General features: G+C 39.0%; 11 protein-coding genes. 4 read left to right on the forward strand and 7 right to left on the reverse strand.

Going from position 1 to position 15,392, the window contains the following annotated elements:
- Window positions 1-7: 7 nt before the first annotated feature.
- Window positions 8-1,696 (reverse strand): sodium:solute symporter family transporter, encoded by a 1,689-nt coding sequence (locus tag AY601_RS24570; RefSeq protein ID WP_068406555.1) that lies wholly within the window; start codon window positions 1,694-1,696, stop codon window positions 8-10.
- Window positions 1,697-1,898: 202 nt separating this feature from the next.
- On the opposite strand from AY601_RS24570, the gene AY601_RS24575 reads away from it, so the two are divergent.
- A complete protein-coding gene (locus AY601_RS24575; RefSeq protein WP_068406557.1) occupies window positions 1,899-2,501 on the forward strand; it encodes a TetR/AcrR family transcriptional regulator in 603 nt (200 codons plus the stop codon).
- A 68-nt stretch (window positions 2,502-2,569) separates the two neighbouring features.
- On the opposite strand, the gene fabF is transcribed toward AY601_RS24575, so the two are convergent.
- Window positions 2,570-3,814, reverse strand: a complete 1,245-nt coding sequence (gene fabF / locus AY601_RS24580; protein WP_084359458.1) for a beta-ketoacyl-ACP synthase II — start codon at window positions 3,812-3,814, stop codon at window positions 2,570-2,572.
- A gap of 398 nt (window positions 3,815-4,212) precedes the next feature.
- Between fabF and AY601_RS24585 the strand changes: the two genes are divergently transcribed.
- From AY601_RS24585 to AY601_RS24595, 3 genes are all read left to right on the forward strand, one after another.
- Window positions 4,213-4,710: a phosphoheptose isomerase gene (locus AY601_RS24585; protein WP_068406562.1), complete on the forward strand. Its 498-nt coding sequence runs from the start codon at window positions 4,213-4,215 to the stop codon at window positions 4,708-4,710.
- A 188-nt stretch (window positions 4,711-4,898) separates the two neighbouring features.
- The gene (locus AY601_RS24590) at window positions 4,899-5,627 is read left to right on the forward strand and encodes an acyl-CoA desaturase (RefSeq protein WP_068406565.1); all 729 of its coding nucleotides are present in this window, start codon (window positions 4,899-4,901) and stop codon (window positions 5,625-5,627) included.
- Between the two features lie 40 nt (window positions 5,628-5,667).
- Window positions 5,668-8,337 (forward strand): outer membrane beta-barrel protein, encoded by a 2,670-nt coding sequence (locus AY601_RS24595; protein ID WP_068406572.1) that lies wholly within the window; start codon window positions 5,668-5,670, stop codon window positions 8,335-8,337.
- A 35-nt stretch (window positions 8,338-8,372) separates the two neighbouring features.
- On the opposite strand, the gene AY601_RS24600 is transcribed toward AY601_RS24595, so the two are convergent.
- The 5 genes from AY601_RS24600 to AY601_RS24620 form a co-directional block, all read right to left on the reverse strand.
- The gene (locus AY601_RS24600) at window positions 8,373-9,392 is read right to left on the reverse strand and encodes a DUF2931 family protein (protein ID WP_068406574.1); all 1,020 of its coding nucleotides are present in this window, start codon (window positions 9,390-9,392) and stop codon (window positions 8,373-8,375) included.
- A 7-nt stretch (window positions 9,393-9,399) separates the two neighbouring features.
- The gene (locus AY601_RS24605; protein WP_068406575.1) at window positions 9,400-10,992 is read right to left on the reverse strand and encodes a T6SS phospholipase effector Tle1-like catalytic domain-containing protein; all 1,593 of its coding nucleotides are present in this window, start codon (window positions 10,990-10,992) and stop codon (window positions 9,400-9,402) included.
- Between the two features lie 220 nt (window positions 10,993-11,212).
- Entirely contained in the window at window positions 11,213-12,538 is a 1,326-nt protein-coding gene (locus AY601_RS24610; protein WP_068406580.1) for a DEAD/DEAH box helicase, read from the reverse strand.
- Window positions 12,539-12,666: 128 nt separating this feature from the next.
- Window positions 12,667-14,004: an MFS transporter gene (locus tag AY601_RS24615; protein WP_068406582.1), complete on the reverse strand. Its 1,338-nt coding sequence runs from the start codon at window positions 14,002-14,004 to the stop codon at window positions 12,667-12,669.
- A complete protein-coding gene (locus tag AY601_RS24620; RefSeq protein ID WP_068406584.1) occupies window positions 13,976-15,352 on the reverse strand; it encodes an APC family permease in 1,377 nt (458 codons plus the stop codon). Before AY601_RS24620 ends, AY601_RS24615 begins: the two co-directional genes overlap by 29 nt.
- Window positions 15,353-15,392 lie beyond the last annotated feature (40 nt).

Consider the following 15,392-nt stretch of genomic DNA (forward strand, 5'->3'; position numbering starts at 1 on the left):
GGATATTTTACCAGAAAAGGCTGTATAAGGCAACGATAATTCCCCCTACGATCAATGATCCTATAGCGAAACTCTGATTGGTTTTAAACATAGATCTGTCAACCTCAAGTCCTTTAGGGTTGATGCCGTTCCTGTTTTCCAGTTTACTGATGATGAACATGGCAATTACACAAATTGCAAATACAAAGCCCATCCGGTCAATGAATGGGATCTCATACAACATCGCACCATTTTTCTGTTCCACCAATTTTGAAAAACCATAAGGGCTTAACCATTCCAGGTTAGCAAATAATGGCAGGGCTTTAAACACAACGGACAGGATAAAACCACCGATAGTTGCAAATAATGCTGCATTGGAAGTTGTTCTTTTCCAGAAGAACCCCAATAAGAACATGGCAAAAATACCCGGAGAAACAAAACCAGTATATTCCTGGATAAACTGGAAACCTCCTTTTTTATCAATTCCGAGTTGTGGTGCAATAATGATCGCAAGGACCATGGCTACAATAACTGTAATCCGGCCAACGATAACTTGTTTATTCTCGTCCGCATCTTTATTGATTACTTTTTTGTAAACATCAAGTGTAAATATGGTCGCGATGCTGTTTGCTTTTCCTGCAAGAGAAGCTACGATAGCGGCTGTTAAAGCTGCAAAAGATAACCCTTTTAGTCCTTGCGGTAAAAGGTTAAGCAATACAGGATAAGCTGAATCTGCATTTAACGAGCCATCTTTCAACATGGCTTTTTGGAAATCCCCATAGCCTTCTTTGTACAATACATAAGCAGCAATACCTGGTAAAACAACGATGACTGGCATCAGTAATTTCAGGAATGCAGCAAATAATAATCCACTGCGGGCCGTTTTTAAATCAGCACCTAATGCTCTTTGTGTAATATATTGGTTACAGCCCCAGTAGTTGAGGTTAACGATCCACATTCCACCTATCAATACTGATAAACCTGGCAAATCCATATAGTTTGCATCTTCTTTGTGGAAAATCATCTGGAAGTGATCAACAGCTTTTTCTTTGATGAGTGACAACCCGTTAAATACACCGGTGGTCCCAAAATGTGTAGAGACTAATTCCAGCGCAAGGTAGGTTGTGGCCAGACCACCAAGGATCAGGAAAAATACCTGGATAACATCTGTATAACCGATTACTTTCATCCCGCCGAGGGTAATAATTACGGCAAAAACAGAGAGTACGTACATACAGGCGGTAATATTAATCCCTGAGATACTGTTAATAGCTAAAGCGCCGAGGTAAAGGATAGAGGTCAGGTTGACGACCACATACAGTAAGAGCCAGAAAATAGCCATGATCATTGCTACAGTACTGTTGTACCGCTGTCCCAGAAATTGGGGCATCGTATAGATTTTATTCTTGATATAGACAGGAATAAAAAATATAGCGACAATAATCAAGGTGGCAGCGGCTAACCATTCGTAACTGGCAATGGCCAGGCCCATGGTAAAGCCCGATCCGCTCATTCCAATAAATTGTTCTGCTGAAATATTAGAGGCAATAAGAGAGGCGCCGATGGCCCACCAGGTTAAGGAGTCTTTTGCAAGGAAGAAATCTTTTGAATTTTCCTTTTGTGCTTGTTTTTTGCGGTAAACTGTCCAGCCGTAGAGGGCGACGATGAGGAAGTAAACGAGGAAAACGACGTAGTCGTAAATGCCTAATGTGTTCATAGTTTAAGTGGTTCGGATTTAAAGGGGATATGGCCTCTAATCCATTTCCTTTATCAGGAGGTTGGTTTATAATTGGTTATCGAAAATAAATTTAGTATAATAATTTTACTATGCAATTATTATACGAAGCTGTTTAGGATTCTTCTGAGAATTTGTTACGTAAGCTATGGTTTGGGATAGAAATTTTCAGGACTTTTGTTTTATGGATAATGTATTGTCAAAAGCAGAGCGTACCCGTCAGTTTATCATTGAAACTACAGCGGGTATATTTAATACGAAAGGATATGCAGGGACTTCATTGTCAGATTTGACGGAGGCTACTCACCTGACTAAGGGAAGTATTTATGGCAATTTTGAGAATAAGGAGGATGTTGCACTTTCAGTGTTTGATTATAATTTATCCAAGATCAGAAAAACTATTGCACAGCGGATGCAAAAGGCAGTCAGCTATCAGGAAAAACTGATGGTTTATGCACAGGTTTATCATAGCTTCAGCGGAGCATCTTTTCCAACAGGAGGGTGCCCGATCCTGAATACTGCGGTAGAGGCTGATGATACGAATACGTTATTAAAAGCAAAAGCTGCCAAAGCAGTAACGGATTGGAAAAAAGATATTGGTAACCTGATTGCTGCCGGGATGGAAGCTGGGGAGTTTAAAGCAGACATTGATGTTGACCGGATCGCGTATTCTATCATTGCATTGATTGAAGGAGGGATTATGATCGCAAAAATTACTGGTCATTCTTCAAATCTGGATAAAATCCTGATTACTGTAGAGCAGGTTATCCTTCAGCTAAAAGTATAAAACCTTCATTTTAAAACATAAAAAAAGCCGGCATGCTTGAACAACGTGCCGGCTTGAAATGATTTTATTTACAAAGATTTGAAAACAACAATTCCGTTGTGACCACCAAAACCAAAAGTATTACTCATTGCTGAGGTAACTTTAGCTGAGATTGCTTCTTTAATAACAATATTCAGATTTGATGGAATTGCAGGATCAAGTTCGTCTGTATTGATGGTTGGTGGAATAATACTGTCACGCATCGATAATAAACAGATAATTGCTTCAATAGCTCCGGCTGCACCTAATAAGTGCCCGGTCATAGATTTTGTTGCACTAATGAACAAGTCATTTTTACCTGTTCCCAGCAGATTACTTACAGCCTTAGTTTCAGAAAGGTCACCAACCGGGGTAGAAGTAGCGTGCGTATTTAAATAGTTAATATCATGGATCGTTAAACCAGCTTCTGTAAGGGCTAATTTCATCGCATGAGATGCGCCTAAACCTTCAGGATGAGTTGCTGTCATATGGTAAGCGTCCGCAGTCATTGCAGCGCCACCAATTTCTCCATAAATAGTTGCACCACGTTTTACGGCATGCTCGTATTCTTCCAGGACCAGTGCACCTGCACCTTCGCCCATTACAAAACCATCACGTTTAATGTCAAATGGTTTTGAAGCTGTTTCAGGCGTGTCATTTTGTGCTGACATTGCTTTCATTGCACAAAATCCACCTACTGAAGAAGCAGAAATCGGCGCTTCTGAACCACCTGTTACAATGATTTTTGCTTTACCCAAACGGATATAAGTAAATGCATCCATAATTGCTGTGTTAGAGGTTGCACAAGCAGAAACAGTTGTGTAATTGATTCCCATATATCCATTACGGATAGAAATCATTCCTGAAGCCATGTTAGCGATCAGTTTTGGAACAAAGAAAGGGCTGTAACGTGGTGTACCATTTCCCAGCGCAAATTCAGCAGACTGTTGCTCGAAAGTATCCATTCCACCTTGTCCGGATCCCCAGATTACACCCACATCAAATGGGTCCATTTTGTCAAATTCAAAGCCAGAGTCTTTGATTGCCTCATCAGACGCCACCAGCGCATATTGTGTAAAACGGTCTGTTCTTTTAATGTCTGACCTGTCTAAATATTTTGTAACGTCATAATCCTTGAGTTCACAAGCAAATTGCGTGCGGAAGAGGGAGGCATCAAAGCGGGTAATCTTTGCAGCTCCGCTTTTTCCAGCTATGGTATTGCTCCAGAAAGTATTTACATCATTTCCTAAAGGGGTTAATGCCCCAATCCCTGTGATAACAACTCTTTTTAACATATGCATATATAAATTAATGATTCATCATCGCCTTTACAGCGCTGATTAACTCTTTGAGTCTGTTTAAACTTTAGACAAACTCTTACAAAAGTAAGATTATATTTAATACCTAATGGTATAATTAGGATCTGTATTTACCGTTTCCTCCCATTATGACGCGAAAATACAAATATTAAAGTCAAATATTAGCCTGTTTATATTTATGTTGCCTGTGCGTGTTTAAATTTAAACGGGTTCTTTAATGGATTGCGGGGATGTTTATTTGTGTAACTGATATTTTGCAATGCATTTAGGATAGCGAAAGGCTGGGGGACTTTAAATAGGTATTTAGCCTGAACAAATAATCAGATGAATTTTAAACTGTTTCTTATATTTGAGCATTAAAATATTTATATATAATGTCAGATCAGAAAAAAGAAATATTCGACAGTGTTGCACAGCGACTAAAAATTGAAGGTTTTAACGTAGTAAATCGTGATGAGACCCGTCCCTGGGGTGGTTTTTTTGTGATTGATGAAGCACAAGCACAACAGTTTGCCAATGTTTACTTTGACGGACTAAATGTAGAAGAGCTGAAAATTTCAGGAAAATTAAGTCCCAAGATTTTGATCGTTGCACCAAATACACGTTTATCATGGCAATATCACCATCGCCGTGCTGAAATATGGAGAGTGGTAAGCGGTACAGTTGGTGTAATTACAAGCGAAACTGATGAGCAGGGAGCTGTACAACAATTGATTCCTGAACAAACTATTAAATTAAAACAAGGGGAAAGACATCGCCTGGTAGGTTTGGATGACTGGGGTATTGTTTCTGAAATCTGGCAGCATACTGATCCTTCCAATCCATCTGATGAAGCTGATATTGTACGTGTATCGGACGATTTCGGCAGATAATCATATTCCGGCACGTGTTTGATACTGAAATCAAATACGTGCTTTTTTCTTTTTCTGTTTTGCGCATGTCGGTATTCAACAAGAAATTAGTAATCAAAACATTCCGCGCCAAATCCCTTTTCTTTTCCTTACTTTTGTAATCAGAATATCCCGAAAGATGTTCCGTTCTATAGTATACCCAATTCAATATGATCATATTAATATTTTTTCTACTGCACTGGTTCTTGTCACTTTTTTCTCAAACTTTCTTTTTACACCGTTATGCTTCGCATAAAATGTTTAAAATGAATCCGTTCTGGGAGAAGTTTTTCTATACCATTACTTTTCTGTCCCAGGGTTCTTCTTTCTTAAATCCAAGGGCGTATGCGATTCTTCACCGGATGCACCATGCTTTCAGCGATACAGAGAAAGATCCGCACTCTCCGCATTTTGTAAAGGATGTATGGGGAATGATGATACAGACTAAAAATATCTATCTGAACTATGCAAAATATAATGAAGAGCCTGAAGAACAGTTCCGTGATAATTATCCTTCATGGCCGCTGATTGATAAAATCGGTGATTCCTGGATCACAAGAATGGTTTTCATTGGTTTCTATATCTGGTTTTATGTGACTTTTGCTACGGCGTGGTGGATGTTCTTATTGTTGCCAATCCATTTTCTGATGGGACCTTTACATGGGGCAATTGTGAACTGGTGTGGTCATAAATACGGGTATTCAAATCATGATAATAATGATCACAGTAAAAATTCTCTTCCACTGGATTTCCTGATGATGGGAGAGTTATTTCAAAATAACCACCATAAAAAGCCTAATAACCCAAATTTTGCTTCTAAATGGTTCGAATTTGATCCTACTTATCCGTTAATGAAAGTGATGCATTGGTTACATATCATCAGGATCAGAAAGACATAATAGCCAATAGCCACCTTTTTTATAATTGCCAACCACGATTTTGAAGATCTATCCAGCCCTTCTTCTATTCCTGTTTTTAAATACAGTGCTGCTTCTTTCGGTAAATGCGCAAAGTGGTATTCACCTTCGTGGTGTTGTTCAGGATACCACGAAGGTGGGCATCCCGGGGGCAAATGTGCGTTTGATTGCGGGAAAAGATACTTTAAGCAGTAATACAGATACCGGAGGAAGCTTTAGCTTTTCCAATTTGAAGGGTGGAAGCGTTATGCTCCTGATCCGGGGTATAGGTTATGCTCCTTATAACAAAGTCTTTACGCTGAAAGATGGAGTAGCGGAACAAGCTTTACCAACAGTGCTTTTAAAGTCTTCTGCGCTTCAGTTAAATGAGGTTGTGATCAAAGGGAAGGTAGTCCCTATGCGGGTGATGAAAGACACGGTAGAGTTTAATGCCGATGCTTATGCTGTTCATGAAAATGATAAGGTCGAAGATTTACTGAGACAATTGCCGGGTGTAGAGATTGATAAAGATGGAAATGTGTCTTCGGTGGGTAAACAACTGACTAAAATCCGGGTGAATGGGAAGGACTTTTTTACTGGGAATGTGAAGGAGTTTATTTCAAAGTTGCCGGCGGGTACAGTTTCCAAAATCCAGTTTATTGATGATTATGGTGATAAAGCAAACTTCACAGGGATCAAAACAGGAGAGCCACAAAAAATTTTAAATGTTGTCCTGAAGTCAGACCGGAATAGCGGGAATTTTGGCAGTGCAATAGCAAGCGCAGGAACGGACAAGCGTTATGCTTTAAATCTGAATGATTACTTGTGGAAGGATCTCCGGCAAATTGGTGTCAATGCGAATGCAGGCAATACGAATACAGGTGCAGGGATCAATACGAATTCCAATTTGGGGCTCAGTTATAGAGATAAGGTGGCTGAGAAGCTGATTTTCGGCAGTAACTATAATTATGCTTACAATAAAAATGAAAGCATACAACAGAGTTTAATTGAAACGGTAAATCCTCAGGGAATTATCTATGATAAATCTGCAAATACAAATTCTTCTAAAAATAACAGCCATACCCTCGACCTGAGCCTGGAGTCTACAGATGAGGGAAATTATATCAGGGGAGGATTCAGGGGGGGCTTACAAAACACAAATAGTACCTCAATAAATGAGTCGTTACAAACTGGTGTTGTCCGCCGTGATTTGAATACACAACGAATCACCAGGCAGCAGAATCCTAATTTTAATACTGAATTTTCTATGGCCCGTAGGTTAAAAAAACCGGGCAGGATCTTATCTATTGGAATTTATGGGATTTCTGGTCTTACTGCTAATAACAGTGATCTGGATAATCAGATTAAGTATTATGATCCGAAGACGGGTCAAGCAGTTAAAGATTCGTTATTGAATCAATTGGTAGATGACCGTAACCGGACAACTAGTCTGAATGCGAATCTGACTTTCACAGAGCCCTTGAATAAGGGGAAAGATTCACTGGTTAAAAAAAGCCTGGATTTTAGTTATCTTTTTTCATTGAGCCATACAAGAAATAGCCTGGATACTAAAGACAGGGATCAATCGGGAAATATCAGAGAAATAGATTCCTTAAGTAATTCTTATACTTCTTCTTTTAGTAAACATATCATTGGGGTCAATTACCGGTATGAAACGAAAAAAATAAATTATGTTCTTGGGGTAACAGGACAGCCGAGTTTACTAACCGGGGCATATGATGGGCGGGCGGATAAGGTTTACCGTGCGGGTTTTAACTTTTCGCCAATTGCACGTTTAAATTATATGATTTCCACTAAAAATCAGTTCAATGTGTTCTATGAAGGAAATAGTGCAGAGCCTAATTTTAACCAGTTGCAGCCGGTAAGGGATACGCGTAATTTAAACAATATAGTGATTGGGAATCCAGATTTGAAGGCAGCGTTTAATCATATGATTAACCTGAATTATAACCATAGTAATCCACAGAACGGAAGTAATTTACAGGTAGGGTTAAGAGGATCGCTCACACAAAATCAAGTGGTATCGAATACATTATTGATCCCGGATAAGCTGGTTCCGGATTCGTTGAAGAATTTTAACCAGGAGACGCATTATCTGAATACCAATGGTAATTATAATTTCGGTACTAATTATTACTGGTCTTTGCCATTTGGAAAGAAGAAATATACGTTTGAAATGGTTGGTGGTATTAATTATAATCACCGTGTTTCATTTGCAGAGGAGGTGAAGAATATTGGTAAGGGTGTTAATGTGAATCAAAGGGTTGGGATAAGGATGAACCGGAAATGGATTATGCTGCATACCAGTGCGAATTATGCTTACAATAGTAATATGTATTCGATCAGAAGTTTTAATTCGAATACGTTACAGATCTGGACATTTAATATGGATAGCCGGGTGTTTATTTTAAAGAGTTTGATACTGGGGGTGAATGCAAACAAAACTATCAACCAGGGATTCTCTGTTAATGCTACAAACCCGTTTATTATCAATGGTTCTATTGAGAAGACATTCTTCAAGAATAAACAGGCCAGTGTGAAACTGGAAGGAAATGACTTTTTAAATCAAGGCAATAACCTGACCAGATCGATTACAGACAATACGACTACAGAGAGCAGGACTAATCAGATTACCAGGTATTTTCTATTGAGTTTTACCTGGAATCTGCAGAGTTTCGGCGGAGAGAATTAAGATAAATAATTCTATTATCATCCTATGTTCATGCTTTAGCGCAGATAGGTATGAACCTTAGCTTTTTTGAATGGGATTACTCCGGCAGCTGTTTTTAAGTTTACAGTGACTTCGCCATCGTTGGTCACATGTAGTAGCAGATCACAGTTTTCTCCGGGTTTTAATGCAGAAAATATCTGATCAGTTTCTGCCTCATCGAAATCTATCTGAGATCTCATCTCGCGTTTCTTATGATCAACCCAGAAAATGTATAGTTTTTCAATTGCTCCTCTTTGGATATAGCCGACTGGATTTAATCTTTTTCCTATTAGAAAGTCCATCTCTTTGTTGAACATGAACATAGATAGACTGAGGATGTTAACATCTCCCGTTATTACTGGCTTCCAGTTGAAATGTCTTCTCCAGTGATCCCACTTTCCATATGGAATTTTATTTTCAATGATCTGTTGTTGTACTTCTTTTGGTAAATCCGCAATAATATGCTTACCATATTCTTTCATCGTACCATCATAGCCTGGTATTGCACTTTTCCAGTCTACATCATTTGTTTCTTTTCCCTGGTAACGGCCAACTTCTACCTGTTTACCTGGCCCACCAAGCCAAAGGACAACTACTCCGCCCGGAGCCATTCCTACTTTGAAGTAAAAAAAGTCTTCATGCCCCGATGGTAGATCTTCTGCGGGATATCCTGCGCTGAACAATGAATCTATGAGTTTAACATTCAACGGGAATTTACCTGTATAATTTTTGTTCTCAGTAAATGAAATCCAGGTTAACGCTAAAGTGTCGGGTACCTCTTTTAAAGCGTCTCCTGAAGATTCTATTGATCCGGTTGCTCCCCACCCGTAATTTATGGTCGTTCCTTCAGGAATAGCATTAACTGGGTTTTCTCCAGCATAAAAAGTTCCGCTGTAAATCCGCATTGGATATTCTTTTGGTGCATTCTCAGTGGCTATCCAATCGTATCTTTTCATAGTGGTTTCAGATTTATTCTGACAGGAAAAAATAAAGCAAAGCCCGAGGCTTATTATAATCAGACTAGCTATCTTTTTCATTTTAATATTATTTTTTATTGTAAATAACTCTTTGATTATCCCACGTTGGTTGCATACCAAAGTCACCAAAATCCGCAGAGTTATGAAGATAGCGACTTCTGAGCTGCCTGAGCATATTATGATCGTTTGCTAACATTGCAAATTTCTCTTTAGAGAGTAGCCCTTCACGGGCTTTTGCCCTTAAAAGCTCGATTTCATGTTCTGTAAAATAAAGCATTGGTGGCGCATCTTTAAAGGCATACTTGTAAAGTCTGTCATATACCTTTTTGAGGTTCAATTTTGGATCATCTTCGGCTATTTTAAAATCATACGCAAGGACATTTTTATCAAATATTACTCCTCCAAGCGATTTACTAAATTCTGCCATCAGGTGAAGTGGAATATAAGAATAATTATTTCTAATTCTACGGGTGCCAAAAAGCCGCTTTGTTTCATATTTACTTCCTTCAAGGGTAAATTGTTCTTTTGTATACCAGGCTTGTTCTATTAACCTCTTTTTTTCAGCTTCAATTTTAGGGTCAAGCGCAACCAATACTCTTTCTTTATTTTTAGCCTTAACTAGGAATTTATCAACTATATGATCCCTGTATCCTCCGCCAATATCAGAATGTACTCCTGGTAAATTCTTTGTAATACCTTTTGTTATCGCAGTAAGTTCAAAGTTATCTCTGCGCTCATCCGCAGCGGTTAAATGTACCACGTGTGCCATTTTATTAATTGCATTCAAATCTAGTTCCCAAACATCATCCCAATGCATGAGTCCATAAGATGAAACACTATCAAACAATCCTCCAAATCTCAGGTGAAAAGAATTAAACTTTACATGTTTATCTAAAAAATATTGCCCCAGCATTCCTCTTGCAGGTTGTTTTGTTATACCCTTGTTAGTTGATTCAATTTGGATATTAGCTCTTTTTGTCCCATCTGCGCCAAAATAATATCCATTTTTATACTGTCTGTGCTTGAAAAGTGTTGTTGTTTGTTCTGGTTTTGTGATCTCATGTATAAAATTGCGGGCACAGGTTGATCCCCGGCTGAATCCAAAAATATCGATAGTCAGTTTATTTATTTTTACTCCTTCAAGCCTTATTAAATCACCTAATTCTTTGGCTAAAAGTAAACAACCTCTGGTTACTTTATCATGGATTCCGGTTTCAAAATAGCCTAAACCAGCTGCAACACTTTTATCTTTTGCGTAATCAGTTGTCGCTACTCCTTCAATATAAACAGCACGATGGACTGTGTCCTTTATGAATGCTCTTGCCAGATTCTGTACATTTGACGGTGCATTCTGATAACTATCCTGGCCTTCAAGACCCTGGGTTGGATTTTTATTGTTTGTCTGATGCTGGTTTCTAAGTGTGTTATTGATCCTGTTATTTCTTGTTCCATCAAAAAACACCCCGGCCACCACATCAACACTATCGTCCTTAATCCCGTTCATCTTTTTCGGTTCCCCGAAAAAAATTCCCTCCTTGCTATTCTCGGTAATTTTATGTGCCGCGTTTGAACTAATACTTTTCCCACTCGCTACATAATCGCCTTTAGATATTTCCGTAAGATGCCCCCGGGAGATTTTTATGATGTTGCCTTTCTCCATAACTGGGATCTAAATAATTATATAGGGATTTTTGTTCTAATATACTTGTTTTCCTAATAATCAGGTATAATTCTTTAAAGTTTCCTTTAAATTCTTTAAAATTTTTATTTATTTATTTTGCCGAATATAAATCAACTCCTAACCTGATCATCAAAACCCCTGAAACCAAAAAAACCGTTTCCCATAACAGGAAACGGTTTTTAGATCTTAATGTTTAAGATTAATCTGTTTTAGCTTTAGGTCTTGAACCGCTGAATCTGCGGTTACCGCCACCATTGCCACCACCCGGAGTTCTTTTTGCCCCACTAAGGTTTGGCTTATATTCAGTTCTTTCCTGACGGCCACCTCTTGAAGGTTTGCTCTTTCCTTTTACTTTTGCCGCTGCGGCGCCAGACATCAGGCTCTGCCAGCTCATTGCATATGGATGATCTTCCTGTACAGGAATTTTAAGGGCAATTAATTTCTCGATATCATCCAGGTATTCTTTTTCTTCCCCATCGCAGAAAGAGAAGGAAACCCCGCTGTTACCAGCACGGCCTGTACGGCCAATTCTGTGAACATAGGTTTCAGGAACGTTTGGCAATTCATAGTTGATTACATGTGTCAATTCATCTACGTCGATACCACGTGCAGCAATATCAGTAGCCACAAGAATGCGGGTAGTTTTGTCTTTAAAGTTAGTTAAAGCTCTTTGTCTCGCATTCTGTGATTTATTACCGTGAATAGCTTCAGCTTTTACACCAACTTTAATCAGGTCTTTAACAATACGGTCTGCACCATGTTTTGTACGGGTAAAAACAAGTGCTGTAGTAATTGTTTTATCCTTAAGAATATGGATTAATAGATTTTTCTTATCATTCTTATCTACATAATAGATAGATTGCTCAATTTTTTCTGCAGTTGAAGATACAGGCGTTACTTCTACTTTTAACGGATCAGTTAAAATCGTATTCGCCAGTTTTTGAATTTCACCAGGCATCGTTGCTGAGAAAAACAAAGTCTGTCTTTTAGCAGGCAGCTTTGCAATAGTTTTCTTCACATCGTGAATGAAACCCATGTCCAGCATTCTGTCTGCTTCATCCAGTACAAATATTTCAACATCTTTAAGGTTGATGAAACCCTGGTTCATTAAATCAAGCAATCTGCCTGGTGTAGCGATCAGGATATCTACGCCGCGATGTAAAGCATCAGTTTGTGCTTTTTGTCCAACACCACCAAAAATAACCAGGTGGCGCAGCGAAAGGTTTTTACCATAAGCTTTGAAACTTTCTTCAATCTGAATGGCAAGCTCACGCGTTGGCGTTAATACCAGGGCACGGATAGGTCTCGGGCCTTTAGTATTCTGATGTTCTTTATTCAGCAGTTGTAACATAGGAATTGCAAAAGCCGCTGTTTTACCAGTTCCGGTTTGCGCACAGCCTAGTAAGTCTCTGCTTGTTAATATAGTAGGGATAGATTGTTCTTGTATAGGGGTTGGGTTAGTATAACCCTCTGCTTGCAGCGCTTTTAAAATAGGCTCAATCAGGTTTAATTCTTCGAATAACAATGTGTTTGAATTTTAATGTGTATAATAATGAAGAGACGTTAACAATCAGCAGGTGTTTAATTAATGAATTCCTTGCTGATTAAAGAGTTACGTTTCGCTGGCGCAAATATACATATAAGTTCCGTAACTTATTTGTCTTCTTTAAAGCGGGTGAAAAACAATAAGGCGAGCACACATAAAACAAAGCCTGCAACACCATTTAAACGCAGGCCAAAATCGTGTCCCGGATCTTTACCATAAACAGTAAGCATTGCAAAAAGTGCAATTCCTACAGTTTGGCCAAGTTTAACAAAGAGATATTTCACGGCGAAAAACATGCCTTCATGGTTTTCACCGGTCTCCCTGGTGTCTTTTTGGGCGATGTCAGCCAGAATTGCATTAGGCAGAATACCAAGAGCAGCCAGCGGAAAGGAAGCACAGACCACCAGGATATACATTTGCATCGCCGGCGGAAAAGGCAGATGGCCAAGAAAGTAAATAGTGACAAAAATAAGACTAAGAATAGCGAAAGCAGCAAGCACCAGTGCTTTTCTGCCATAGCGTTTTGCCCCGGAATTTACGAAAGGATAAAATAAAAGAGAAAGGAAAACCATAATCCCCATATATTTTCCACCATCAGACTCAGGCAACTTCAATAAAACACTGACGAAATAAAGCAAACCACTCGAAATGATACTTAGCGCCGTATAATAGGCGAAATCTGAAATCAGGTAATATTTGAAATTCGCATTGCGGAAAGTATTTTTGATAGCTGGAAGCAGGGGAATATGTGTAGGCTTGCCATTGCTGTATTCTTTTTCGTTGATGGTAACCACGGGAAGGATCATCACCAGTCCGGAAAAAATACTCAGCCCGATAATGGTATATTGAAGTGCTTCCATTCTTTCCTGAATATGAAAGATAAACTGAATCAGATCTGCAAAATTATTGATCATTGCAGAAAGGATCATTCCCATCACAAATCCAACCTGCTGAAAGGTAGATAGCTTAACTTTTTGCTCGGCTGTATGTGCCAGTTCGGCCAGTAATGCATTATAGGGGATAATATAAGTGGTAACTGACATGAAAAAACCTATCAGCATTAATGTAAGCCACCAGGCGTTTGTAGTCGATTCTGCCTTAACCAAAGGGTGGAAAATCAGTCCGCAAAAAATAACTGCAGGGACAATGGCATAACGCATTATTGGGATACGCCTGCCCTTAGGATTATTACTCGCATCGCTTACTGAAGCAATAAAAGGATCATAAAAGGCATCAAATAATCTGCCTGATGCAGCAATGAGCGCAAGAATGTTAAAGACGCCAAATACAATCAGCTGAGGAACTAAAGGAGTTAAGCCAGAATTGTTAGGCGGCAGGTAGAAATATGGAAGCATGACAATAATAATATTGGTCATAATGCTCCAGCCCATCATTCCGGCTGCATACGTAATCTCTTTACTTAAGGGCAGTTCCTTCTGCTGCATCGGCTATTTTCTTCTTTTTGTTGACTATTTTTGAGATAAAATAAATGGCTATGAATCCTATAAATATATACAATCCGTTGATAGCAGCGGATGGATCATCCTGATAAATACTGATTCCTACGAATAAATAAAAAGAAATAAATAAGATTGGGAGAGCCGGGTACCATTTCATCTTATAAATACTGTTCTGATCTAAATGAGCGGTAGTCCTGCGCAGAATAAACAGGGTCGCAGCTGAACTAGCTGTTCCGATACATTCCAGGATAATAGAGTAGTTGACAATTTTATCAAAAGTCTGGGCAAAAAAGAGCGTGGTCATCACCAGCGCTGTGAAAGTCGTGAGGCTCACCACCATCACTTCTGTTTTCTTATTCTTTTGTGCAAAAATTGAAGGCAGTGCTTTTTCTTCGCCCATGGCAAACATCGCCCTTGGATTACTAAGCAGATTCACATTCACATAACCGAGGACAGATAAAAAGATAACTGCAGAGAGTATAGTGAAGCCTGCGGGACCGAAAATCTTCCCTGCTAATATTGCTGCAATGCTATGGGCAGTTTTTAACTGTTCAAACCCTATAACTTTAACATAAGCATAATTGATTAACAGGTATAGGGAAATGATAATAAACAGTCCCATTTTTATTCCTTTGGGAATCATCTTCTTCGCATCTTTAACTTCACCGCCCAGGTTGATCGTTTGTGTATAGCCAGCGAAGGAAAAAGTTACTGCAATCAGGCAAATTCCCAATGCTTTCCCATAATCTGACCAGACAGGTGAATTACCTGAAACTGTTTTAAATACAGGCGTGATGTTTTCAGTTTGTCCGCCAAAAAATATAGCGCAAATCAAGGTAAGTACGAGTGTAATTTTAATTACAGTCAGGATGTTCTGGACTTTGGAACTCGCCTTTAAACCCATCAGGTTGATACTATAAAATATCAATATAGTGATAGCAGCGATAACAAGCCGGTAAAAATCAGTCTGCATTGCTGGTGGAAAGATAACACTGCTCAGGTATTCTGAACCGATTAAGGTTACTCCAGCCATAGAAGCAGCACTTGTTAACACGACTATTCCGTTGATAGCAAAGGCTACCGAAGGATGATAGCAGGTGGAAAATATCTTATAATAACCACCTGTTACCGGGAAACGTGAACCGATTTCTGCGTAGATCAGTGCCCCGCAATAAGCTACTAAACCACCAATAATCCAGGCCAGAAAGAATAATTCTGGAATCTGTGCCTTGGCAGCTACATTGACTGGTGTACGGAAGATGCCCATTCCAATGACCAGACTGACAACGATCATAGACAAATCAAAAAGGGAAAGCTGTTTTTTAGGCTGCATGTATAGGTGGAGTAAATGCACGAAGGTAAGGCAAAATGTG

Source organism: Pedobacter cryoconitis (genome assembly GCF_001590605.1).
Lineage (GTDB): Bacteria > Bacteroidota > Bacteroidia > Sphingobacteriales > Sphingobacteriaceae > Pedobacter > Pedobacter cryoconitis_A.

What these genes read in the sequence shown, in the direction of transcription:
- AY601_RS24570 (WP_068406555.1), bottom strand. Translation starts at nt 1,696, where the DNA reads ATGAACACATTAGGCATTTACGACTACGTCGTTTTCCTCGTTTACTTC.
- AY601_RS24575 (WP_068406557.1), top strand. Translation starts at nt 1,899, where the DNA reads ATGGATAATGTATTGTCAAAAGCAGAGCGTACCCGTCAGTTTATCATT.
- fabF (WP_084359458.1), bottom strand. Translation starts at nt 3,814, where the DNA reads ATGTTAAAAAGAGTTGTTATCACAGGGATTGGGGCATTAACCCCTTTA.
- AY601_RS24585 (WP_068406562.1), top strand. Translation starts at nt 4,213, where the DNA reads ATGTCAGATCAGAAAAAAGAAATATTCGACAGTGTTGCACAGCGACTA.
- AY601_RS24590 (WP_068406565.1), top strand. Translation starts at nt 4,899, where the DNA reads ATGATCATATTAATATTTTTTCTACTGCACTGGTTCTTGTCACTTTTT.
- AY601_RS24600 (WP_068406574.1), bottom strand. Translation starts at nt 9,392, where the DNA reads ATGAAAAAGATAGCTAGTCTGATTATAATAAGCCTCGGGCTTTGCTTT.
- AY601_RS24605 (WP_068406575.1), bottom strand. Translation starts at nt 10,992, where the DNA reads ATGGAGAAAGGCAACATCATAAAAATCTCCCGGGGGCATCTTACGGAA.
- AY601_RS24615 (WP_068406582.1), bottom strand. Translation starts at nt 14,004, where the DNA reads ATGCAGCAGAAGGAACTGCCCTTAAGTAAAGAGATTACGTATGCAGCC.
- AY601_RS24620 (WP_068406584.1), bottom strand. Translation starts at nt 15,352, where the DNA reads ATGCAGCCTAAAAAACAGCTTTCCCTTTTTGATTTGTCTATGATCGTT.